Origin of the sequence: Paenibacillus sp. AD87, from assembly GCF_001659845.1 — a bacterium.
In the GTDB taxonomy this organism is placed as follows: domain Bacteria; phylum Bacillota; class Bacilli; order Paenibacillales; family Paenibacillaceae; genus Paenibacillus; species Paenibacillus marchantiae.
In genome coordinates this window covers 482,682-505,874 of the sequence record NZ_LXQN01000019.1, presented here as the reverse complement: position 1 = coordinate 505,874, position 23,193 = coordinate 482,682, and the positions used below count along the sequence as shown (strand labels likewise).

The window sequence follows — 23,193 nt, the reverse complement described above, 5'->3', positions numbered from 1 at the left end:
CTCTTCAGTATAACCCAGAAAACCAGCGTTAAAGGTACAGAAAAAGCCCAACTCGATATGAGTCAGGCCCGCTCTGCTAATTTACTTCTTCTTCGATGATGATTTACTGCGAGATCGTAATGACCGAGGTGACAAAGTGGTATGATTCATTTTCCTGCACTGCCTGTGATAGCAAAATTCGGTTGCCTTCCGGACTCCAGCTCAGTGGATCAGATGCGTTATCCATTTCGGCCGAGATCTGGAACTGCTCCGCCGATTCCGTATTAGAGACGAACAGCCCTTTTTCATCGTCACTTTCCGAATTGATTGTGTAGGCGATCTTGGAATCGTCACCAGACCAGCTCGTGCCAAAGATCTGCGTGCCTCTGGCAAGCGTGGCTTTTTCATTCCCTTCCAGATCGGTTAGCACCAGCGCCCGTTTGGTATCGGCTGTTTTTTTCACAATCGCCAGTTTTGAGCCATCGTTGGACGGGATTACCCTCTCAACACTTTTCAACACCTGCTTCACTTCACCGGTCTTCGTATCGTAGCTATTCAACTGTCCGTCCGTGCCTGTGATGTAGTAAATTACATTTCCCGAAACACTGACACTGCTTACATTGAAGTTTCCCGTCTTGACCAGCGCTTTGGTCGTTCCATCCACACTTGCTGATATGATATCCCCATTCATGTTTGGAAAAACGACATGCTCCTTATCCAGCCATGCGCCTTCAAAGACAAATCCATCGTCATTGCCTGCAGGTACCGCTTCCCCGTTGTGCAGGTTCAGAATGAAACCTTTGCCTGTCGATTCCTCTGGTTCTCTGTAGAAAATATACTGACTATCCGGGGACACGAGCGGTGAACCCAGACTCACTTCACTTTCCTTCACGGGTGTATCTGTGCCCTTCGTAAGATCGTACATGTATAAGTTATGCGGGTAACGTGTCTCACCCTCAACAGTGACAGGCTTCATGGAATCGTTTACTTTATCCGACAAAATCCAGTCATTGCTTAGCCACGCTACTCCGCGCATATTCGACAGTTTATCGATTTTCTCCAACTTAAAGCTCTGGTATACCGACGTATTTGTATTGTCTTTGACCGTAATATCCGTTCCGGATTTCCCGTTCTGTGTATTATCTCCTGGTTTCGTTGTTCCCCCACATGCTGTTGCCGATAATAGGACGATTGCCCCGAGCGTGCCCATAGCCGCCTGTTTCCAATTCATCATGGTCCCTCCTGAGTACTTTCTATAGACCAAGCATACACATCGCATACTTCCAAAGTTATTCAGACTTGTTTCCAACTTGTAAACTTGAATGGGCCAGAGGGAAAACCAGCTGGAACGTCGTTCCTTCCCCATGCTTCGGATCGCTCGGCAACAATGTGATTGTGCCGCCCTGCTTCTCTACAAATTGCTTGACGAGTGATAGTCCCAGCCCGGTTCCCCCGGTTTTTCTGGCCCTGTCTTTATTGACGGTGTAAAAGGGTTCAAAGATTTTCTCGCGTGCCTCGTCCGGAATGGGCGTACCCGAGTTGAAGATGCGAATAACCGCTTGTCGCTCCTGCATTCGCAGTTCATTGCTTACCCGGATGACACCTCCCGGCACATTATATTTGATCGCATTATCTAACAGATTGATGAAAATATGCATCAGGCTCTCCCGATCGCTGCGGATCACCGCAGGCAGTAACGCCAGCTCCATGTTCAGCGCAAACTTCTCGGCTTTGCCCCGCATCCGGCCACAGGCATCCTCCAGCAGAGCACGAACCTCCACGTCTTCTGCCTGATTCTCAAAATCATATTTCTCCAGGGCAGATAAATGTAATACCTTCTCAACCATCTCGTACAACCGCTCCGTTTCCTTGCCAATATTGCTCGTGGCATCATCCAGCAATTGTGGATCATCCTTATACATGTCCAGCAGCTCCACATATGCCTTAATCGACGTCAGTGGCGTCTTGAACTCATGACTGATGTTACCGATATATTGTTTCTGCTGCTGCTCCAAGGCCTGCAGCTTCTCGATGGCGAGCTGAAGCTTATGCTGTTCCGCATGCATGGCTTCAATATTTTGCTGAATCGATGTGCTCATATAATAAATGCCCTGTCCCAGCTCACCTAATTCATCCTTGCGTTTCACAGGTGATTCAGTAATATAATGCCCTTCGCGGATGGAATCGGCAGACTTCTTCAAGCGGGTTATGGCAACGGCAAAACGATTGTAGAAGAGATATCCCAGAATGAAGCTTAGTCCAACAACCGCAATTCCCGCCCACATAAACAACTGAAGGATACGGGCATAGAATTCATGATAGCTCTGAACCGGATACTGCATGCGCACAGCACCCATCTGTCCATCCGGTCCGTCCAGTGGTGCCACATATAACAGAGTATCCCCCTGTTCGTGGTAAGCAATTTTATTTTGCAGCGCATAGTTCAGCGTCGCTGTGATATCTGCACTTTCCTCAGACATGATCGATGAACCAACCTGCTGTCCCTTCATATTATAGAGCGCGATTGGCAGACCTGTGGAGTTTGCAAGTTCCTGCGCCAGCCTGCGCCCATTTTGCTGTAAAAAAACCTCCTGCTCCAAACGAACGGACTCGGTATAGTACGACTGCCGCACATTCAGATTCACCAGACGGGTCTGCTGGGATAGAATGGTCTCGATCTGCGTCTGCTGGTTGCGCTCAATACCTCGCAATACCAAGGAGCTGAGCACAACGACGGTCAGGATTAGCAATGCAGCTAGAAAAACGCTGAACTTAAGCTTGATGCTGACTCTCATACCGAGCCGCCCGGTTCAGGGGCTGATGCCTTATAGCCAATGCCGTATACCGTCTGCAATTTTTGCTGATCGGTATCGCCGATTTTTTTGCGCAGTCGCTGAATATGAATATCCACCGTGCGTGTGCCCCCGGCATATTCCATGCCCCACACCCGGTCCAGCAGATCATCCCGCGTGTATACCCGCTCGGGGTTGGACATCAGAATGGTCAGCAAGTCGAACTCTTTTGGCGTCAAATCCAGCTTCTCCTCATTCACCGTCACGGTGCGGTGAGCGATATGGATACGTAGCGTTCCATTGACGATAGCCTGATTCTTGGAATCATCAGATGGTGGACTGCTTTTCTCCACGCGGCGCATCAGTGCCTTTACCCGGGCGAGCAGTTCGCGGATCTCAAACGGTTTGGTCATATAATCATCCGCGCCCATTTCCAGGCCTACGATCTTATCCACGATGTCATTTTTGACGGTGAGCATAATAATGCCGATATCCTCCCGGTCCTCCAGCCTGCGGCATACGCCGTATCCGTCCAGCTTGGGCATCATGACGTCCAGAATCATGACCTGCGGATGAAATGAAGCTACCTTCACCAGCGCTTCTTCGCCATCATTTGCTGTCTCTACTTCATATCCTTCGCGCCGCAGCGCGTAAGCAATGGCACTGACGATACTTGACTCATCATCCACGACCAGCACTTTTTTATTCATCGGAATCATCCTCTATATATGTCATGAGTTATCGTATTCTTTGGATCTATGTTAACAAGGAGTGACGGATTCGCCAACTTTATCAATCGTTCCTGCTAAAAAGGAACTTACTATGATACTAGATTTTCAGAATTAAAATATGTAAAATATTTGATTATAAGAATATATATTTATTATAATTACATTATTGTATTAGATGCAGAATAAATACATTGATTTCCTATTTGTTTTCCAAAAGGGATATATAAAATTTGATTTAAATTCATTATTTGGAATTATATTCTTTACCTTCTTTTTTTGATATGTTATATTAATTTATGTATTTTTTTATTTTTATGGAAAATATGAAAAGGTGACGATCTTTTTATATTATTTCATACAGTTGACACCTAGATTCTTACATAATTCAATTTTATAAAAAATTAGAGGAGTGTAATGAAAATGGAAAAAGGAATTTTTGATCTTGATGTACAAATTAAAAAATCAGAAGGTACAGTTCAGCCACAAGCTTTAAGTATTTGGAACTGCACTGGTGGTTGCGGAGAGCAAACAAGAACTGCCAATACTTGCGCACCTACTGCAGGAGTGAAATGTTTCTCTAATATTGGAGCTCTTTGTTAATTTTTTCACAATTATATTTTTTTGTTTTAACTACTTGAAGAGACTGAATAAGTCTCTTCTTGTTATTTTGAACAACATTTCTATTAGAAGGAGGGTTATAATGCCTGATATTGTTATGGAAGTGAATAATCTAACTAAAGTGATAGGCAAACGTGAGATCATTCAAGAAACCTCGTTCAATTTGGAAAAAGGGAAAATTTATGGTTTTATTGGTCCGAATGGGGCAGGTAAAACTACGATGATGCGTATGATGACAGGATTGATGCATCCAAGTAATGGCCATGTAAAGATAGATTCATACGATATCAACAAAAACCGGAAAAATGCTTTGGCACAGGTGGGAGCAATTATAGAATCGCCCATTTTTTTCGAATATATGACAGGCAGGCAAGTATTGCGCAATTTGGCACGACTGCACCCTGATCTGCCTAAATCTGATAGGGAAAATCATATTCAAGAGTTGCTTGAAAGGGTAGGGTTGGGAGATAGAGGAAATGATCGAGTTAAGGGTTACTCGCTTGGAATGAAGCAACGTTTGGGAATTGCTCAGGCACTGCTAGGAAACCCGAAACTTCTGCTTTTGGATGAGCCCTCCAACGGTCTTGATCCCATGGGGATGAGAGCTTTAAGAGATATCATCCTTAGTTTGAGAAACGAATTTAACTACGCTTTTTTTATCTCAAGCCATTTGCTGGATGAGCTTCAGCAGATGTGTGATGAATTAATAATTATAAAAAGTGGAAAGGTTATTTGGAAAGGGGCAACGGCCGAACTGATCCGTGATGGCGAAAGGTTAGAAGATGCTTTCGTGGAGTTAATGAGAGCATGATTACGTTATTCAATAGTGAGTGGGAACGACTTTGGTCCAAACGTTGGACATGGCTATTGGTTTTGGCTATCCCTGGTCTTGCTTATATGACAGCCAGTTTTTTCGAATCACTTCAAGTTGATCACGACACGCTATCTCAGCTTTTTGTTCTTACAGGTTTACGAAATAATTTGTATTTTCCCGTTGATATCATTATGTCTGTATTTGCGGCTTCTATATTCACGGAGGAATATAGAGGCGGTCAGTTGAGATATGTTTTTCTTCGTCATTTTACCCGCAGACAAATCTTTTTTAGCAAAGTATTGTTGATTTGTGTTTGTATTGTTCTGATGCTTATCTTGTTTGCAATTTCTTTAGTAGTTACTGGTTATTTTTTTCATTTCAATGAAGATGGCTTGCTGAATTATTCCCTTGAGGCCCTTAGCTACACTTTTGTATATTACGCGTGGGCATTTGTTTCACTCTTGGGGATATCCAGTTTGTTTATTTTTATTTCAATGTACAGCAAAAATGTCACATATGCTATCGGAGGCTGTATGCTTTACATTTTAGCATCATTGCTACTGGACGGCACAGTTATTCAACTTGCTGCATTATTCAGTGACATTCCTCTATTAGAACTCAGCATTACCTATTCCTTGATACCTTTTCTACAACATACCGGTTTAAACGAAGTTATAGAGGGAAATACGAATGTAATTGTGGCTATATTATCCGTTGTCGTTGCACATCTTATTGTTTTCCTGTGGGGAGCCTACCATCGCTTTGTGAAAAGTGACTACTTATATTAGGAGGTAAACATGCTAGGCATATGGATTAGTGAATTGGAACGAGATTGGAAGAAAAAGTCTAAGATAATGCTTTTCTCTGCTTTTATAATTGTTATTATTTTCAATATTTGGGGCTTAAGCTCATCACAAAAGGGAGTATTCCGTTTTGGAGAAGGCAGTATTTTGCTAAATAATCTTAACGCTCCATGGTTTATGATGGATGGAATGTCATTATTAATGATGGCGGCACTACTACCTATTATTTATATTGATCAGTTAAGTGGCGAATTGAATTCCGGCGCATACAGATTGTATGCACTTCGTCCATACCGAAGGTTTGAACTTTGGCTGGGAAAATTGTTAGCGTTGGCTGCAACGACCGTTGTTGGGATCGGAATTGTTTACATTATTTCTATGATTGGATCAAAAACCTTTTTTTCCAGCAGCGATACAACGACACTTTACGGTTTTAAAGGCGAAGTAGGAAGGTTATCAGCAGAATGGTATACGATCAAATTTTATGGTGTTTTTCTCCTCACCTGTCTTGCTAAACTGCTGTTCTGCAGTGCCATTTGTGTGTTTATCTCAAGACCAATCATAGCCTTCCTCGTTATTTTTGGATTATCTATTGTGCTTTATCACTATATAGCAACAGAATTAGTCTTTTTATTTGACCCTTTTCGTCCAATTTTGCTTTCTCTTCATTCAGGAGGCTCAGTGAGTTTTTGGCTATATTTAATTGGATCCAGCATTCTTTTTGGGGCAATCAGTTTTTGGGGTTGGCAAAGGAAAGTAATATGACAAGGGTCTGATGTCTGGCATCTAGTGGGAGGAGAATATGATGAAACGTTATTCGTATAAAACATTGGATTTTTTTATGTTGAGAACTCCAGTTTTACCCTTCAATGAATTTTTTTCATGTTTCCCTGAGCAACATTCTCTTATAGAGAATGTTGCTAGTTATTCTCTGGAAAGTTTGATGAAATTATCTCGTAAACCTGAGATCAGGGAAGCAATCCTTGTTGCAAGCCCAAGCCTATACAGATCACTTTCTAAAATTGATGAACTCAAAAGTAAGCCTAATGTGATTGAAACACAAGTTGTATCAAGCGTAATGAAGTATGTAATCCGAATGATGAGTAGACCTACACCTTTTGGATTATTCTCAGGCATTACTGTTGGTAGGTTCTCATCCGAATCTCAACTTGATATTAAGGGACTATCTCATTATCGTAAAAGAGCACGACCTGATATGGGATGGATTCTCAAACTAGTAGAACAACTCGAAAACGATCCACAGATATTGGAACAACTAACTATTTATCCGAATGCTTTAATATATAAACAAGGTAATAGGGCTAAGCTACCCTTCTTAACAAGATATGGGAAAATGAAAAGTGGAGCAAATGATAGTATTTCTGTTAAAGCAACCATTGTATTTGACTGGATTATGAATTATTTATCTTCACCCCGAAAGTTTTCCAAGGTATTAAACCAAATAGAGCTGGAGTTTCCAGGAACAGAGCGCGAAATTATCACTAATTACTTGCAACAACTCATAAAGGGAGAGTTCCTCGTTACTGAACTACGACCGTCCACTGTAGATAAAGATCCGTTCTACCATGTTTTTAGTCTTGTGAATATGCTGCAAGGAGTAAGTGATATAGGAAAACAATTACATGAGATTCACGAAACAATAATGTTTTATAACGAAACTCCTGTTGGAGAAGGAATAGAGACTTTTGAACAACTTAGTAGAATGACGAATGATCTAATTCCGATGGAGACACCCACTATGCAAGTGGATCTGTCACTTGCAGATCAGTCTATCAGACTCAATAAGCATATTCGCAAAGACGTGGAAGAGGCAGCATACATCCTTAATATGCTTTCACACTATTCAGAAGAGCACCTAAAAAAATATGTAGAAGATTTTTTAGAAAGGTATGGCGATCATAAAGAAATCCCCGTTTTAGAATTAATTGATGATGAGCTTGGATTGGGTGCTCCGGCAACGTACCGTTATCCTGAAAATCGTAAGAATTCATATGCGTTAAGGCGCAGTGATTCTCAGGGTAAAATGAAACAGGAACAATTATTTATGGAACTGTTGGTATCTGCAATACATAAAGGCCAACATACAGTTGATTTGGATGAAAACGTTATACAACAACTGGAAGGATTCAATGATTCCCAACTGCCGCCTTTACCATCTATGGAATTGTATTTTTCCCTTCACACGATGGATCAAAACAGTCTTGATCATGGGGAGTACAAGCTGGTGCTGGCGCCCAATCCCGGTTCAAACGGAGCGGGGAAAACTTTCGGTCGTTTTTTGGATATCCTTGAACCCAATCTCCAAAAAGATTTAACACTGATTTCAAAAAAAGAAAAGGACTTGTATCCTGATGCACTTTGGGCGGAAACATCTTTTATTCCCACTTCGGGCAAATCTGCTAATGTAATGCTTACGAAGAACTACCGTGACCATGAAATTTCGCTTAGTCATGGTTCGATAACTCCAAACGAACAAATCTTAGCCATGTCTGATCTTGTCGTAGGTGTAAAAGAAGGAAGATTATATATTAGGTCCATATCCCAAAACAAAGAAGTAATTCCAACCGCAGGTCATATGTTCAATTATCATCATGCGCCAAACATCTATAGATTCCTGCTGGAGGTTGGCTTAATGAGATTTGATCAATGGTCCGCCCCAGACTTTGGGTATTTAATGCAGGCTCCATTTATGCCGCGAATTCAATATAAGAAAATTGTGTTGTCTCCTGCAAAATGGAATCTTCGTTATCCTAATGGTAATTTGAAAGAAAGTATTAATGCAGATAAATTAAAGAATTGGGTTTTAACATTTTTGAGGGAATGGAATGTTCCAAGATATGTTTATTTAATTGATTCAGATCATCGTATTTTGCTGGATTTGAATCATCCGCTACATCTAAGTGAATTATTAAAAAATTTTAAAACAACACGACATATAAATTTAATCGAACACGCCGTTGAATTTGAAAATTCACCTATCCATCGTAGTGATGGTTGTTTAGCTGCTGAATTTGTGTTTCCGCTCATTTTAGATGATGCTATGCCGATTAAAGGCAGCACACCCGTTTTCCCTTTCAAAAAGCTATCTGACAGACGGGTTTTAGGGAATGATATCTATCTTCCTGGCAATGAGTGGTTTTATGCAAAATTATACGGATTGGATAGCAGACAAAATGAATTCCTTGCTCTTTATTGGGAGAAATGTGTGAACGAAGCTAAAGATATTGGTTTAATAGAACAAGCTTATTTTATACGCTACGCTGATCCTGATCCACATGTTAGGGTAAGGTTCAAGTTCAAATCCAATGATAAATCTCAACTATTCGCTCTGTTATTTCAAAAATGGAGTGACGAGTGGTTTAAGGATGGTTATATAACTAAATTCACATTAGAAACTTATGAACCTGAAATAGAAAGATATGGCGGAACTGAGTTAATGAAGCTAGCAGAATCTCTGTTCTCCGAAGATAGCTATGTGGTAGCTGGATTAATTCGTCTAAACCGTTTTGAGAGACGTGAGTTTGAGATTGAACAAATTGGTGTACTTAGTGTAATTCATCTTTTTACTCATCTAGGGTACAACAAAACTGAATGTTTCGAAACTTTAAATGAACAGTTTGATGTTAAAGATTACCTACAAGATTTTCGCAAGATCCGCAACACATATATGGATATGCTTAATACTTTTTTTGGTTTGGAAACTTTCCAAACCGCTACATCAGAGGATTTTTCACAGGAATTATTGCCCCTTTTCGAATCAAGAGCAAATAGCAGTTTAACATACTATCAAAAGCTGGAGCAACTTCGTTCGGAGGTTCTATTGACTAATAGCAAAGATGACATCGTGTTTAGCATTGTTCACATGCACTTGAATCGACTAATTGGAATTGATCGAAAGCTGGAACAGAAAATAATGATATTGACACGCCACGCGATGAACAGCTTGATACAATACCATAAAAGAAAAAGCACAGAAAATTTGAGCAGGGTATAAAGTTTTTTGTAAATAAAAAATCATAAACGGAAAATGGAGTCTTTATGTGGAATTCAGCGAAAAGCAGCATGAAGTTATTTTCACTAATTTTTCAAACTAATAAAGGATTGTTCATACTAAGTGCAATATTGCATATTTTGCAAGGTTTGATTCCCTTTTTTAGTTTGGTTGTAATGCAAAATATGTTGAATGGGATTTCATATTCTTTGATGCATGAGGTAGATCTAGTACGCATACCTTTTATCTTGTTTGTTATAGTGTACGCAGTAAAATTAATCATTAATTCAGGACAAACCTATGTAGAAGGGAATTTAGAAGCATCATTAGCAAAGTCTTTAAATATCATGATCGGGAAAAAATCAACACAACTTGGACTTGCTGACTTCGAAAATTCGTCTATCAACGATCAATTGAAACGCGCAACTCAGGAAGCAGCATTTCGGCCATATCAGCTGTATAGCCAATTAGCGGGCATTATCTCAGGTCTTATCACTGTAATTTCATCCTCAACTTGGTTGTTTTTATGGAAATGGTGGACTGTACCGCTCATACTCGTAGTATCTTTGACATCACTGTATTCTTTATTCAAATTAAATAAACAACAATTCGATATCTATATGAAAAGGACCCCTTTATATCGGCAATCTTGGTATCTGACGTATTTGCTTACAAATGATCGAGCGGTTAAGGAAGTCAAGGTTTTTCAATTAAGTAATCATTTACTTAACCGATACTCTGAATTGCTTGAAAGTTTTTATAAAGTAGATAAGAAAATGTTAGGAAAGCTAACTAAATACACGTTTATTTACAATTTTTTTGAGCTTGCAGTGATGCTATGGTTGGTTTGGTTTGTCATTCAAGAGACATTGTTAAGTACCTTGATGATTGGCAGTTTGTACGGGTATATTCAGGCAATAGTACTTACACAAAGTCAAATACAAACCATAATGAGGAGTTTGTTGCAATTTTCGCAAAACCACCTTTATATGGAGCAACTGTTCTTATTTTTTGAGTTGCCCACATCTGACCCTGTTTCTCGATCTTCTCTGCAAAATAAACAATGTGATTTTAACTTAGAACGCTTGGAACTCAAGAATGTTTCTTTTCAGTACACTGGGAATGAAAAAATAGCGTTGAATAACATTTCACTATCGTTACGAAAAGGGCAGACCATTGCCATAGTTGGTAAAAACGGATCGGGAAAAACAACTTTAATGAAAGTATTAATGCAACTTTATGACAGTTACGAAGGTGAAATTATCGTAAACGGAAAAAATATAACTGATTACGATCTAAATAGGTATCAAAAAAAAATCGGTACTGTTTTTCAAGATTTCGTTCATTATGAAATGTCCGTTAGGAATAATATCGGTTTTGGTTCATTGGATCAGATCGACCAAGACCAAATGATACTAAATGCAGCAAAGTACGCATCTGTTGATGATGTAATCCATTCTTTGCCCCAAGGCCTTGATACGCAGTTGGGTAAATGGTTTGAAGAAGGTCAGCAGTTATCTGGTGGTCAATGGCAGAGGTTAGCTATAGCCAGAGCTTTCATACGCAATGCCGATTTGTACATTCTGGACGAACCCAGCGCGTTTTTAGATCCGATTGCAGAACGAGATTTGTTGGAATTATTTCTTGATTTAATGAAAGATAAGATCGGTGTATTCATTACTCATCGACTATCTTCTGCACGCCTTGCTCATCAAATAATTGTCATGGAGAACGGTGAGATTATCGAACAGGGAACACATGAGGAATTGCTTAATAATAATGGTACTTATGCAGAAATGTATCGTATACAAGCTAAAACATTTCAGGAAAACAGCATTGAGGAGGTATATCAGCATTGAGTATTATGGAAAAACATAATCTGAATAGATGGTTGGGCTTAGAAGGCGACTTAAGAAACAGCGTTGCAAGCACATTGGCGTCTGTTGCAGACCGATATAAAAATCCACGCGAAATTTCAATGAAATCTCAAAATTCTATATTAGCAGTTGATGGATTCGAAATAGAACGGTGGACGGAGGAAAGTCTGAGTAACGGATATTCTGGAATTTGCCTATTAATGGGGGAATTGGATTATCTCCAACCGGATGCTGGTTGGGATTTTGTAGGACATCAGTATTTAAAGGAATTGCAGAATAAGCTTGAACAAACGGGGCTGCATGATTTGTCATTATATGGCGGTTTGCCTGGTGTTCTAGTGGCCATACGTTCCCTATCCCGGAGGGGCACTCGTTACCAGTCAATGACAGAAGGTATTGCCACTTGGATGGAAGAGTTAGCAATTAAAAAAGTTGATGAACTATTAAAAAAGTGGGGAAGTAACGATTTGAAAATCGGAGATTATGATACGATCCTTGGCCTAAGTGGGCTTGGAAGAATCATTTTATCATATTATGAACGCCCGGGAATGAAAAAAGTATGGGAACAGATTGTAAAATGGTTCAAATTATATTGTGCACATAAGGAAATAGGGGAAGTAACCGTCCCAGGATGGCATATTTCTGCTCGGAGCCAATTTCATGCTAGTGAGGCAAAACAGTATCCTTCTGGAAACTTCAATTTAGGACTTTCCCATGGAATAGCGGGGCCCATTGCACTTATGAGCATTGCGATCCTTAAAGGACTACCTGGTGAGCCTTTAAAGGATGAATTAAGGAAACTGACTGATTGGCTTGTTGGGTGGAAAGTCAATGGTGAAGACGGAATATACTGGCCTGGCAGAGTTTCATATGAAGAATGGCAATTGGGTAATCTGCATGTTGAAAATAAAATACATCCAAGAGATTCGTGGTGCTACGGAACGCCTGGTATTGCGCGTGCAATATGGTTGGCAGGCAATGCTTTGGAGAATAAAGAATTATCTAACCTTGCACTTGAATCATATCTGAATATGGAAAAACGCATAGATATGTGCGGTGGTTTGATTTCACCAACTGTTTGTCATGGTCTTTCAGGTTGGCTTCTACTCATCCAACGGATGTACTCTGAAACTGGGGAAGAACGTTTAAGAATGATGCGTGACCGCCTTGTAAAAAAGATTCTGGATTTCCACAATCCAGATTCTACATTTGGATATTATGATATTAACTGGATTGATAATAAACTTCAATATATTGATGAAGCAGGCCTATTGAACGGAGCAACTGGGGTTTCTCTGGTTTTGGCATCATTATTATCGGATAAAAGTCCTGATTGGGATCAAGTGTTATTGATACAATAAATAAAAAAACGATCATTTACTGACCCCATACCATACGCATCCAGGATTAGTTCTCATCAAGCTCTGCAATATAATTGGTTACCGCCGCTGTGAAAGCAACGTAACGTCCCACGTATGAAGAGCGTGAAGAAGGTAAGGTCCTCGGCACGATCACTTATCACTACCAAACAGGCCAAGTTCATCATTGGAGAAGAGAATAAGCTGACGTAGCGGCCTTTATTCGGTTACTTTGGGACCCGATCTCCGTTTATTCGGATGGGAAGATTGCTTTCACACTGGACAATTTATGAAACGAATCAACAAACAACCATTTGAAACTATTAATCTCTTTTGGGTCAGGTTATGATCTTATTGCGGTTTGTAGAAATGTCCAGTATACCCGTGTCTGTACTCTAAGTAACGTAGATGTATGGCTCGTTTGGCGATGGCGAATATAATCTAAAAAAACCGAGCAAAGGAACGTTGCTCCCTTGCTCGGTGATGGTTGATCGATTACTTTAGCGTTGGCTGTCCTAAATGGCAGGAACAGTCTGCGGAACGGTCTCTTCCTCCTCATGATCCAAAAGATCATGTTTCTCCCAAGCCCGGCTCTTCCAGCGGAAATACATAATGACAGCACGTGTCCACTCGTCTGCGGCAATCGCAAGCCATACACCGGCGAGCCCCATGTGAAGCTTGAACACCAGCAGGTAGCCCAGCGGTAGACTCATGCAGACCATGGAGATCAGTCCCATGTATACAGGAAACTTCGCATCACCTGCGGCACGAAGGGAACCAATAATCACAATATTGCAGGTTCGCCCGGTCTCCAGCAGAAGACTGAGCAGGATGACCTGTGCACCCAGTTTTATAATTTCCGGATTATCCGTGAACACACTCATCAGTGGAACACGGAAGAGAATAATAATTACATCGATCACAACCGTTGCGATCAGCGCCCATTTCACACTGTCGAATACACGTTTGTATGCATCGTTCTTGCGTCGCGCACCGACCAGTCGGCCCACAATAATGGAGGTTCCCATTCCAATAGCCATGCTGAATAGATAGATGTAGCTTGAAATGTTACCCGCATATTGCCGGGTTGCCATCGCTTCAGCACCAAGATAGGTTACGTACAGTGTGAAGACGAGCTGGCAGGACTGATATACAACGGATTCCAACGCAGAGGGAATACCAATTCGCAATATTTTGCTGATAAACTTCTTCGAAAGGTTGATGTAATAGCTAAACTCTACCCTTACATCCATAACCCGATAGAGTAACCAGAAGAAAATAATCAAACAGATCAGACGGCTTCCGACCGTTGAGATCGCTGCCCCTTCTACACCAAGCTTCGGCATGCCGAAATGGCCAAAAATAAGGGCGTAGTTACCAACGACGTGAATCACGTTCATCAGAACGGAAACATACATCGTCTCTTTGGTGTAACCATGCGTACGAATCGTCGCGGCCAGCGCGTTAATCAGCGCCTGAAGAAAGATCCCGCCTCCGACAATACTTATATAAGAACGGGCAAAATCGTATATTTCACCTTGGATATGAAGCAGTGTAAGCAGATGTCCTCCTAACAGAAGGAAGCTTCCGCTCAGGATCAGTCCAACAATCAGATTTAGTGTAATCGCATTACCTGTGACCTGTGCCGCCTCACTCAACTTCTTCGAACCAATATATTGTGCCACAACAATAGCAGCGCCATGTCCAATGACTTCCAGTACAAGAATCGCAATGGAAATAATCTGGTTGGCTGCTCCGACTCCGGATACTGTATTATCGGACACTGAACTGAGCATGAACGTATCCACGCTCCCCATCAACATAAACAAGAAGAGTTCCAGGAAAATAGGCCATGTTAGCCGAATCAGATTCAGATCCTTGGCATCCGAACGCAGGGACTCTTTGGTTGAGGATATTGCTGTCATTTTCTCACCTTTCCCGTGTGGGCTTTAATTCTTAGGGTATGTTAGCACAGGTGGTTTGAAAATGCAGTAGTTTTGCGAAAAAACTTGAAAGTTTTTTGAAATTCCAATAATAGGTATTTTCAGTTCTTTCATTTATGTTAATTGAACTAAAGATTATTTACACTTGCCACTTCGATGCCAGAACAACCTTCCGATCGCTGTTATCCCCAAATTTTTATGATTCCCTTTTTCAAAGGAGAAAATTTGGGGATAAAGGCGAAGCGTATGCTTTCGATGTAGCTTTCTTGCAGAAAGCTTTTAGCTCCGCTTCTTCAGGTTATTTCTGCCCTCTCCGTTCTCATGTAAATGTTTGGTTCAATTTATCTAGACTCGGGGCAATAAACAAAAACCCTTACACATCCCTTTTGGATCGGGTATGTAAGGGTTCAAGATTTAAGTTAGCCAATGACTCATATGGGATGCTTAATTTTATCCTTTTACCGATCCGGCAGCGATGCCCTCCACAATTCGGTTGCTCAAGACGAGGAAAGCGATCAGGATCGGCAGGATGCTAATCATCAGTGTCGCACCAATCGCTCCCCAATCCGTTGTGTACTGTCCAATAAAATTCTGCACCCCAACGGTCAGCGTCTTGTACGCATCTGTGCTGATGAACGTATTCACGAAGATGAATTCATTCCAGTCATAAATCATGTTGATAATCGCTGTCGTGGCGATCACCGAGGATGTCATCGGCAGGACAATACGGAAGAAAATCCGATGGACAGAGCAGCCGTCCATCACTGCTGCTTCCTCCACTTCCCGCGGAAGGGCGTAGTAGAAGCCAAGCAGGATCATAATGGTGATCGGCATATTAAACGCGATGTATGAAAGAATGACCGACAATGGATGATCTGTAAGATGGAGCTTCAGAAACAGGCTGAACAACGGAATCAGCGTAGAATGCACAGGGATCATCATCCCCACCATGAACAATCCGAGCACCAGAGAACGCCCTTTCCAGCGCATGCGGGTTATTGCGAAGGTGACCAGACTCGCGAACAGTACAGTGAACACAACGGATACCAGCGTGATCCAGACACTATTGAAGAAATATAAGCTAATGTTGCCTTCCGTCCACACCTTCACATAATTCTCCCAACGCGGAGTCGCGGGAAGGGCAAACGGTGCCATATCAAATACTTCCTGATTGTTTTTTAGCGAGAACAGCAGCAACCATATCAAGGGCAGAATTTGCAGCAGTGCCACCAGAATCAACAGGCTGTAGAGCAGGACATAGCCGAGCCTTCTCAGCACGGTCGGTCCCGCGCCTGTTCCGGGATAGGCTGGCAACCGAACCGCAGTATCGGTCTTCACAGGGATGGACCTCCTTTCATTTCACTTCACTCAAGAATACTGAATGGTGTCCTTGGATGCCGTAGCCTTTCGAAGCAGCCAGGTTACGACCAGACAGATCACGAGCAGGAAGAAACCAACGGCACTCGCATAACCAAAGTCGAATCCACGGAAAGCCTGATGATACATATAAGAAGCCATCACTTCACTGGAACCATTCGGTCCACCGTCCGTCATCACATAAATGAGGTCAAAGTACTTCAACGAACCAACAACAGCCAGCACGATCGTCACTTTGATCACTTCCGTGATCAGAGGCAGCTTGATTCGGAAGGCAATCTGCCAAGGGCTTGCGCCATCAATCCGCGCTGCTTCAACCAACGATTCCGGGATATTCTTGAGCGCAGCATAGTAGATCAGAATATAGAATCCGGCATACTGCCACAAGATCGGTACGAACAGCGCATACAATACCAGGGATGGCTCCGCCAGCCAGGCTGGCGGATTGGCAATACCGACAGATTCCAGAAAGGTATTAAGCACACCATTGCTGGGGTGATAAATCTTCAACCATAACTGGGCAATCGCTACGGAGGACAGCAGCATCGGAATCAGATATATTTTCCGGAACAGGTTGGCACCCTTAATTTTGCCTGACAGCACCAGGGCAATCATAAGATAACCGATCAGGCTCAGTGCTGAGAATAAGGCCAGTAGAAAGGTATGATATGCACTCTGCCAGAACGTTGCGTCATGAAGCAATCTTGCATAATTTTCAAAACCGATAAAGGTCATTGCGCCGATCCCGTCCCACTGCATCAATCCGTAATATCCGGTCAGCACGATCGGGATATAGATCAGTACCAATAACAGCAGCAGTGCGGGAAGCACGTACAACGCAGCGACTAAACGGTTGGACATGACTTTATCCATCACAATATCCTCCCTATGAGCGTTGTACGTTAGTTGCCTTTATCAATCGCTTCCTGATGTTTCTTCACAAATTCCTCAGGAGTGACTGCTTTTCCGAACAACGCCTGGATCATGTCCAGATGGACTTGAGCTGCGGTCGGTTTCATCTGCACGTCGGCGAATAATGTCAGACTGCTGGCCTGATTCAATTCATTCAGCAGGTCTGTGTAAAGTTGCGGCAGTTGTACCTCGGCTGTGTCCACTTTCGTTGCTGGAATAACACCCGCTTCGGTTACAGAGCTTTCGCCCCATTTCTCCACAAAATATTGAACGAATTTCTGAGCTTCATCCTTCACCTTGGAGTTCTGTGCGACGAACAAGCCTACACCCGGGCCGCCGACCCAACTGTTAATATCGCTTTTACCGCCATCCATTGTCGGGAATTTGAAAAATCCGATTTTATCCTTGAACTCCTGCGGTACATCTGGATTGGTAGTATAGTTCGGAAGTTCCCAGGTGCCCATAAGGTACATGGCCGCTTTCTCATTCATAAATTCCGATTTGCCTTCATCATTGGACAGGCCGTTGTAACCTTTGTTAAAGGCGTTCATATCCACCAGCTTCTGTACTTCGGCTGCCGCCTGGATCAGGGCAGGATCGTCAAACTTGCCTGTGCCATTGATGGCCTTCTCCAATGCATCCCCGCCCAATCGATTGGCCAGATACATATACCAGAGAGATCCGGTCCAGCGATCCTTGTTGCCTAGAGCGATGGGAACCACACCATTGTCTGTCAGCGTTTTCACAACATTCAGGAATTCATCATATGTGGCCGGGGGTTGCAGATTATATTTAGCGAAAATGTCTTTGTTGTAATAGATCGGAGATATGTTCAGCTCAATCGGGAGCGCATAGGTTTTGCCATCTACGGCATACGCTTCAGTTGTTCCCGCAATGAATTTCCCTTCAAGTGAACCACTCAGAAGATCATCCAGCGGAGCAAACAGATTGCCCTTCACGTAAGGCTCCAGAAAACCTGCAGCCCAGGTTACACCTACATCCGGGAGTTCATTGGAAGCGGACAGGATTTTCAGTTTGTTCTTATATTGCTCATTCTCCAGTACTTCCTGTTTGATGGTCACGTTGGGATGATCGGTCTGGTACTGTTTGATGATCTCATTGACCAGCTTATTCTGCTGTGCAGAGCTGCCTGCTGGCCAGAGATGCATAAACTTGAGGGTCACTTTTCCGTCAGAGCCACTACCGCTCGCTTCACCCTCTCCGTCAGAACCTGAATTGCTGCATCCGGATAAAAACACGGCGAGGATAAATGTCAATGTCAGTAGCATTGCTATTGGCTTTTTTCTCATATTCCTAACCCCCTGTAATGGTTATTCGGTTGATGTAACCGCTTTAATAAAATTGTAGCATGGGTACATCTCCCCCATAAGACCAGGATGATTTGGAAAAACTCCACTATTTTATGGTTATTTAGTCTCTTTACGAATCCCAATGGAATGACGATATTTGCTTGGGCTAAGCCCTTCGAGACTTTTGAATACCTTAATAAAATATTTATCCGTCTGGTAGCCTACCTGTTCGGCGATCTCCGAGATTGGCAGGGCCGTCTGAACGAGCATCTCCTTCGCCCGCTGAATACGTGTACGGGTCAGATATTCGCTAAAATTAATTCCTATCTGCTCCTTGAACAAAACGCTAAAATAACTGGAGTTCAAGTGCAGCATATCAGCGATTTCCCGCAGGGTAACATGTTCGCTCAGATGGGCATCCACGTAAGCAACAGCTTCACTGATCTGGGGATTAAGTCTCTCGTCTCCCCGTTCTTTGGCATCCAGTAGCTTGGGGTCAACCAGCTTCTGCATCATTTGAATACGCCGTTGTTGGTCTCCAAGCTGCAAAGCCTTCTCTACCGTCTGAATCAGCTGCTCCTTCTCAATCGGTTTAAGCAAATAATCTACCACGCCAAGCTTGATGGCCTGCTGGGCATATTGGAAGTCGGCATGCCCTGACATAATCAATACAACTGGTTTGCTCGGAAACTGCTGAACGGCTTCAACGAGGGACAGGCCAGAGAATTCCGGCATGCGAACATCTGTAATCAAAAGGTCCGCCGTCTGTTCACGGAGCCATGCTGCTGCTTCGACTCCACTTGCCGTAGTTCGAATTTCGTTACGACCAGCCGACCAGCCTTCCAGTGTCTTGCGAATTCCTTCTCGTGTACGCGGTTCATCATCAACGATTAGAATCGTTCTGCCATGAATCATATGCACCCTCCGTATCCTTCGGAATCTCAAAGCGAATGACAGTCCCTTCACCGACCTTACTGGTAATGGAAAGTCTGCACAATTCGCCAAGCTGACTGCCAAAATAAAGCTTCAACCTGCGATGTACGTTAATCAGCCCCACGCCTGTTCCCTTGTTGGAAACAGCAGGTCCACCATTCAATGCGCGAACAACGGATTGAAGCCGGGAATCATCCATGCCAGGTCCATCATCCCGAACTTCGATGTGGACCAGACCCTCATGCGTGGAAGCATCTACATGGATGCTTACCTTTCCCGGTTCAATTTTGCTCTCAATCCCGTGAAGAATAGCATTCTCCACCAAGGGCTGTATGAGCAATTTGGGAATCCTCACGGTGCGCATTGCTTCACTCAGTCTGATCTCCCATTGCAACCTTTCTCCCAGCCTCATCTCCATAATCCGAAGATAACGCTCCGCGTGCTCCAGTTCATCGGCCATAGTAACCCATTCATCCTGATTGGGACTGGAGATGATGTAGCGAAATAGGCGGGACATCGCCACAACCATACGCGCCATTTCCTCGTCTCCTTTGTCATCAAGTGACCAATAGAACGCCTCCAGCGTGTTAAACAGAAAATGAGGATTGATCTGCGACTGCAGAGCTTTCAGTTCTGTTCTTGACTGCATGATTTCCTTCTCGTATATCTCCTGAGTCAACTCATTCAACCGATAAACCATCTGATTGTATACTTCATTAAGCCTGTGAATCTCCATCGTTGAGCTGAACATAATATTGGGCTTCATGGCTCCCGGACGTGCACTGCGCATGGCCCTCATCAGTCGGGTGATGGGACGTGTAATCATGGTGGACAAGAGAAAGGACATAATGAGGAACAGCACGACGCCAAACAAACCGGAAATAAGCAGTGCCGTCCGAAGAATGGACACGCCCTCCGTCGTCTCGCTCACAGGAGTTAGAACCGCGAGCGTCCATCCCGTCATTTCGGAATGCTGTCTAACGACGATATAGGGCTCATCCCGGGTCTCGACTACAGAGCTGTCACTGCTTAGGAGTGCCTCCACATCCAAACTAGCCTCCAGATTGGAAGTAACTACGCTTCCTGCCGCATCTACCAGCAGAATAGAATCCTCCACATCGTCCTCAGCATCCAAGTCATTCAGTTGAAAAAAGCTACGCTGCATCCGCACCACGACATAACCGCCAGGTTCAAAAGCCCGGTCCATCAGGCTGATTCGCCGAATAGCCATAATGACCCCCGGATCTTCCGGGTCGGGGCCAACCCAGACCAGCCTCCCCTTCTCGGCGTCTGCTTCCGCTATCCAGTTACGTCCGAGCCTTCCATCCAAAGATCGGTCATCCATGGGAAATATTCTGCTGTAAGTTGTCGTATAGATTTCCAGACTCTGCACACCGCTCATAAAGGACGGATAGCTGCTCACAACCTGCAAGAGCGCTTGACGCTGATTAAACGTAGCCGTTTCCCCACCCTTCTCATTGCTCAGCAAACGCTGCACATAAGAATCATCTGCCACTTGAGCTGTCAGCGAGTTAACCTGTGCGATTAAGGCATCCAGTCTGCCATTAGCCTGAACAGCAGTTTGATGGATATGCTTCTCCGCATTGGTCTTCAGCAAACCGGATACCCGGTCATAGGCGGCGATTCCCGCAATAAATAACACCACCAACATCACCAGTACAAAACCAACAAAAATCTGATTGCGCAACGAGTTCCATCTGCCCCAATTCACTCGCAAATCCCATTCTCCTCCCCGCATGTAAAAGAAATCGCCACCCGTTTCTCATGTTGGGTGACGATTGAGTACAAGTATGCCGGAATCCATCATCGCCAATTATTGAAGCGTTTACATTTTGGCTCATTGATCTCCTTCACCGATCTTTGTTTAGCGATTAAACTAACGACTAAAAAATAGCACAGAATCCTATCTTTATCAATCATTTAAATACAGGGCAGCTCCACAAACCGGAAGCTCATGAAAACAAAAAAAGGACGGACTCCATGAGTCCGCCCTTTTCTTCATTATTTCACTGAACCTTGCGTTACACCATTGATAATCCATTTTTGTGCAAACAGGTAAATGATGATCATCGGCAGCAACGCCAGCAGGTACGATGCAAACGCCAGGTTGAAGTCAGTATTGAATTGACCCTGGAACACATATTGTACCAGTGGAAGCGTGTATTGTGCCGGATCACTAATAATAATGAGTGGCAGCAGAAAGTCATTATAGGTAGACAGACAAGTTAGAATACCAACCGTGGCACTGATCGGCGCCATCAATGGGAAAATGATTTTCCAGAATGTGCCCCAGGTTGTTGCTCCATCTACGAAGGCTGCTTCCTCCAGTGCTACCGGAATGGACCGAATGTAACCTACATATACAAATACGTTAAAGGCGAGACCGTACACCGTATGCAGCAGGATAAGACCCAGAAGATTGGTCATTTCCAGTGATGCAGTCAGCTTAACAATCGGCAGCATGATGATTGGAAACGGAATAAACATCGCGCTGACGAAGTAATAATACAGGCCTTTGAAAAATTTCCGCTTCTCCATATTCCGGGCAATCGCGTAAGCAACCATAGAGTTACTGAGCAAGGTCAGAATGACTGTTGACGCAGTAACAATGGCACTGTTACGGAACGATTGGAAGAAGTTTGTCATGTCTATTGCACTTGCAAAGTTCTCCCAGTGAAGCGTTGTCGGAATAGCAAAGACCGATTGGGCCATTTGCTCCGGATTTTTCAATGCGATTGTAACCGTCATATATAAAGGGAACAGAATGAACAAGGTACCCAGAATAATTAACAACATAACGGGCCAGTTGGTACGTAAACGGCTTCTCATTACAGATCCGTCTCCCTTCTTTGCAGGAACCGGATTTGCAGAATCGAAATCACCGCAATAACGATGAAATAGATAACCGAGTTCGCAGATTGATATGCATATTCGCCGCCTTCAAATCCACCCGTGTAGATCAGATGGGAGATGGACTGTGTTGCCCGTCCCGGTCCACCATTCGTCAAGGCCACGATCTGGTCAAAGACCATCAGTGAGTTTTTCATCGCCAGCACCATATTAATTGTGAAGAACGGGGCAATAAGCGGAAACGTAATGCTCCAGAATTCACGCCATTTTCCAGCGCCGTCCAGATTTGATGCTTCATACAATGTCGTAGGGATGGTTTGCAATCCCGCCAAATACAGAATCGTATTCAACGCGACTGATTGCCACACCGCTACAATTACGATCCCAATCCATGCCAGACTTTCGCTGCCCAGAATGTTGGTGGATAGGGCGTTGATGCCCAGGTTTTGTCCCCAGATCGGGAATACGTTGGAGAACAGGTAGTTAAATATGTAACCTACAATCAATACACTCAGGATATTCGGCAAGAAGTAGATGCCACGGAAAAAGTTACGGAACTTGATCTTGGCATTCAGCCCGAGTGCAATGAGCAGGCTTAGAATATTCGTAAGGATCGTTACAACGATCGCAAACTTGAAGGTAAACCAGTAGGCGTTGCCTACATTGTCATCTTGAAACAAATTGAAATAGTTTTTGAATCCAACAAAATCATAACCTTTACCGAATCCGTTGTAGTTCGTAAATGAATAATAGATCCCCTGGAGGGCCGGCAGCGTCATAAATACAAAGAACAGTATTACCGCCGGAACCGTCATCCAGTAATAAGGCGCGATGCGCTTGTTCATACTCCATCCTCCTTCGGA

The 23,193-nt window shown here is 43.2% G+C and carries 18 protein-coding genes; 7 read left to right on the top strand and 11 right to left on the bottom strand.

Features of this window, described 5'->3' with window-relative positions:
- Window positions 1-103: 103 nt before the first annotated feature.
- From gpAD87_RS25970 to gpAD87_RS25960, 3 genes are read right to left on the bottom strand one after another with little or no spacing between them, the layout of a single operon-like run.
- Window positions 104-1,213, bottom strand: coding sequence for a hypothetical protein (locus gpAD87_RS25970; protein WP_231952851.1), 1,110 nt, complete (start codon window positions 1,211-1,213; stop codon window positions 104-106).
- Window positions 1,214-1,268: 55 nt separating this feature from the next.
- Window positions 1,269-2,774 carry a sensor histidine kinase gene (locus gpAD87_RS25965; protein WP_064641715.1) on the bottom strand — a complete coding sequence of 502 codons (1,506 nt, stop codon included), beginning with the start codon at window positions 2,772-2,774 and terminating at the stop codon, window positions 1,269-1,271.
- Entirely contained in the window at window positions 2,771-3,481 is a 711-nt protein-coding gene (locus gpAD87_RS25960) for a response regulator transcription factor (protein WP_064641714.1), read from the bottom strand. The genes gpAD87_RS25965 and gpAD87_RS25960 overlap by 4 nt, the downstream gene beginning before the upstream one ends.
- A 441-nt stretch (window positions 3,482-3,922) precedes the next feature.
- On the opposite strand from gpAD87_RS25960, the gene gpAD87_RS32325 reads away from it, so the two are divergent.
- The 7 genes from gpAD87_RS32325 to gpAD87_RS25925 all read left to right on the top strand — a co-directional run bounded on the left by gpAD87_RS32325 (window position 3,923) and on the right by gpAD87_RS25925 (window position 12,987).
- On the top strand, window positions 3,923-4,102 hold the full coding sequence (locus gpAD87_RS32325; protein ID WP_064641713.1) for an FDLD family class I lanthipeptide: 180 nt from the start codon (window positions 3,923-3,925) through the stop codon (window positions 4,100-4,102).
- A gap of 100 nt (window positions 4,103-4,202) precedes the next feature.
- Window positions 4,203-4,931 (top strand): ABC transporter ATP-binding protein, encoded by a 729-nt coding sequence (locus gpAD87_RS25950; RefSeq protein ID WP_064641712.1) that lies wholly within the window; start codon window positions 4,203-4,205, stop codon window positions 4,929-4,931.
- On the top strand, window positions 4,928-5,722 hold the full coding sequence (locus gpAD87_RS25945; protein WP_064641711.1) for an ABC transporter permease: 795 nt from the start codon (window positions 4,928-4,930) through the stop codon (window positions 5,720-5,722). Before gpAD87_RS25950 ends, gpAD87_RS25945 begins: the two co-directional genes overlap by 4 nt.
- 9 nt (window positions 5,723-5,731) lie before the next feature.
- The gene (locus gpAD87_RS25940) at window positions 5,732-6,502 is read left to right on the top strand and encodes a hypothetical protein (protein WP_064641710.1); all 771 of its coding nucleotides are present in this window, start codon (window positions 5,732-5,734) and stop codon (window positions 6,500-6,502) included.
- A 37-nt stretch (window positions 6,503-6,539) separates the two neighbouring features.
- On the top strand, window positions 6,540-9,752 hold the full coding sequence (locus gpAD87_RS25935; protein WP_082935356.1) for a lantibiotic dehydratase: 3,213 nt from the start codon (window positions 6,540-6,542) through the stop codon (window positions 9,750-9,752).
- A gap of 68 nt (window positions 9,753-9,820) precedes the next feature.
- Window positions 9,821-11,608: an ABC transporter ATP-binding protein gene (locus gpAD87_RS25930; protein ID WP_231952849.1), complete on the top strand. Its 1,788-nt coding sequence runs from the start codon at window positions 9,821-9,823 to the stop codon at window positions 11,606-11,608.
- Between the two features lie 5 nt (window positions 11,609-11,613).
- Window positions 11,614-12,987 (top strand): lanthionine synthetase C family protein, encoded by a 1,374-nt coding sequence (locus tag gpAD87_RS25925; RefSeq protein WP_231952898.1) that lies wholly within the window; start codon window positions 11,614-11,616, stop codon window positions 12,985-12,987.
- Between the two features lie 512 nt (window positions 12,988-13,499).
- Here gpAD87_RS25925 and gpAD87_RS25920 read toward each other — a convergent pair.
- The 8 genes from gpAD87_RS25920 to gpAD87_RS25885 all read right to left on the bottom strand — a co-directional run bounded on the left by gpAD87_RS25920 (window position 13,500) and on the right by gpAD87_RS25885 (window position 23,175).
- Window positions 13,500-14,909 (bottom strand): MATE family efflux transporter, encoded by a 1,410-nt coding sequence (locus tag gpAD87_RS25920; protein ID WP_064641706.1) that lies wholly within the window; start codon window positions 14,907-14,909, stop codon window positions 13,500-13,502.
- A gap of 468 nt (window positions 14,910-15,377) precedes the next feature.
- The gene (locus tag gpAD87_RS25915; RefSeq protein WP_157258588.1) at window positions 15,378-16,241 is read right to left on the bottom strand and encodes a carbohydrate ABC transporter permease; all 864 of its coding nucleotides are present in this window, start codon (window positions 16,239-16,241) and stop codon (window positions 15,378-15,380) included.
- Between the two features lie 54 nt (window positions 16,242-16,295).
- Window positions 16,296-17,177, bottom strand: coding sequence for a carbohydrate ABC transporter permease (locus tag gpAD87_RS25910; protein ID WP_064641704.1), 882 nt, complete (start codon window positions 17,175-17,177; stop codon window positions 16,296-16,298).
- Between the two features lie 29 nt (window positions 17,178-17,206).
- Window positions 17,207-18,526 (bottom strand): extracellular solute-binding protein, encoded by a 1,320-nt coding sequence (locus gpAD87_RS25905; protein WP_064641703.1) that lies wholly within the window; start codon window positions 18,524-18,526, stop codon window positions 17,207-17,209.
- A 117-nt stretch (window positions 18,527-18,643) separates the two neighbouring features.
- The gene (locus tag gpAD87_RS25900; RefSeq protein WP_064641702.1) at window positions 18,644-19,441 is read right to left on the bottom strand and encodes a response regulator transcription factor; all 798 of its coding nucleotides are present in this window, start codon (window positions 19,439-19,441) and stop codon (window positions 18,644-18,646) included.
- Window positions 19,410-21,191 carry a cache domain-containing sensor histidine kinase gene (locus gpAD87_RS25895; protein WP_331710938.1) on the bottom strand — a complete coding sequence of 594 codons (1,782 nt, stop codon included), beginning with the start codon at window positions 21,189-21,191 and terminating at the stop codon, window positions 19,410-19,412. The genes gpAD87_RS25900 and gpAD87_RS25895 overlap by 32 nt, the downstream gene beginning before the upstream one ends.
- Before the next feature lie 290 nt (window positions 21,192-21,481).
- The gene (locus gpAD87_RS25890; protein WP_053782648.1) at window positions 21,482-22,309 is read right to left on the bottom strand and encodes a carbohydrate ABC transporter permease; all 828 of its coding nucleotides are present in this window, start codon (window positions 22,307-22,309) and stop codon (window positions 21,482-21,484) included.
- A complete protein-coding gene (locus tag gpAD87_RS25885) occupies window positions 22,309-23,175 on the bottom strand; it encodes a carbohydrate ABC transporter permease (protein ID WP_063567591.1) in 867 nt (288 codons plus the stop codon). The genes gpAD87_RS25890 and gpAD87_RS25885 overlap by 1 nt, the downstream gene beginning before the upstream one ends.
- Window positions 23,176-23,193 lie beyond the last annotated feature (18 nt).

Bases quoted from the DNA above. Each gene is read 5' to 3' on its own strand.
- gpAD87_RS25970 (WP_231952851.1), bottom strand. From the start codon at position 1,213: ATGATGAATTGGAAACAGGCGGCTATGGGCACGCTCGGGGCAATCGTC.
- gpAD87_RS25965 (WP_064641715.1), bottom strand. From the start codon at position 2,774: ATGAGAGTCAGCATCAAGCTTAAGTTCAGCGTTTTTCTAGCTGCATTG.
- gpAD87_RS25960 (WP_064641714.1), bottom strand. From the start codon at position 3,481: ATGAATAAAAAAGTGCTGGTCGTGGATGATGAGTCAAGTATCGTCAGT.
- gpAD87_RS32325 (WP_064641713.1), top strand. From the start codon at position 3,923: ATGGAAAAAGGAATTTTTGATCTTGATGTACAAATTAAAAAATCAGAA.
- gpAD87_RS25950 (WP_064641712.1), top strand. From the start codon at position 4,203: ATGCCTGATATTGTTATGGAAGTGAATAATCTAACTAAAGTGATAGGC.
- gpAD87_RS25945 (WP_064641711.1), top strand. From the start codon at position 4,928: ATGATTACGTTATTCAATAGTGAGTGGGAACGACTTTGGTCCAAACGT.
- gpAD87_RS25940 (WP_064641710.1), top strand. From the start codon at position 5,732: ATGCTAGGCATATGGATTAGTGAATTGGAACGAGATTGGAAGAAAAAG.
- gpAD87_RS25935 (WP_082935356.1), top strand. From the start codon at position 6,540: ATGATGAAACGTTATTCGTATAAAACATTGGATTTTTTTATGTTGAGA.
- gpAD87_RS25930 (WP_231952849.1), top strand. From the start codon at position 9,821: ATGAAGTTATTTTCACTAATTTTTCAAACTAATAAAGGATTGTTCATA.
- gpAD87_RS25925 (WP_231952898.1), top strand. From the start codon at position 11,614: ATGGAAAAACATAATCTGAATAGATGGTTGGGCTTAGAAGGCGACTTA.
- gpAD87_RS25920 (WP_064641706.1), bottom strand. From the start codon at position 14,909: ATGACAGCAATATCCTCAACCAAAGAGTCCCTGCGTTCGGATGCCAAG.
- gpAD87_RS25910 (WP_064641704.1), bottom strand. From the start codon at position 17,177: ATGGATAAAGTCATGTCCAACCGTTTAGTCGCTGCGTTGTACGTGCTT.
- gpAD87_RS25905 (WP_064641703.1), bottom strand. From the start codon at position 18,526: ATGAGAAAAAAGCCAATAGCAATGCTACTGACATTGACATTTATCCTC.
- gpAD87_RS25900 (WP_064641702.1), bottom strand. From the start codon at position 19,441: ATGATTCATGGCAGAACGATTCTAATCGTTGATGATGAACCGCGTACA.
- gpAD87_RS25890 (WP_053782648.1), bottom strand. From the start codon at position 22,309: ATGAGAAGCCGTTTACGTACCAACTGGCCCGTTATGTTGTTAATTATT.
- gpAD87_RS25885 (WP_063567591.1), bottom strand. From the start codon at position 23,175: ATGAACAAGCGCATCGCGCCTTATTACTGGATGACGGTTCCGGCGGTA.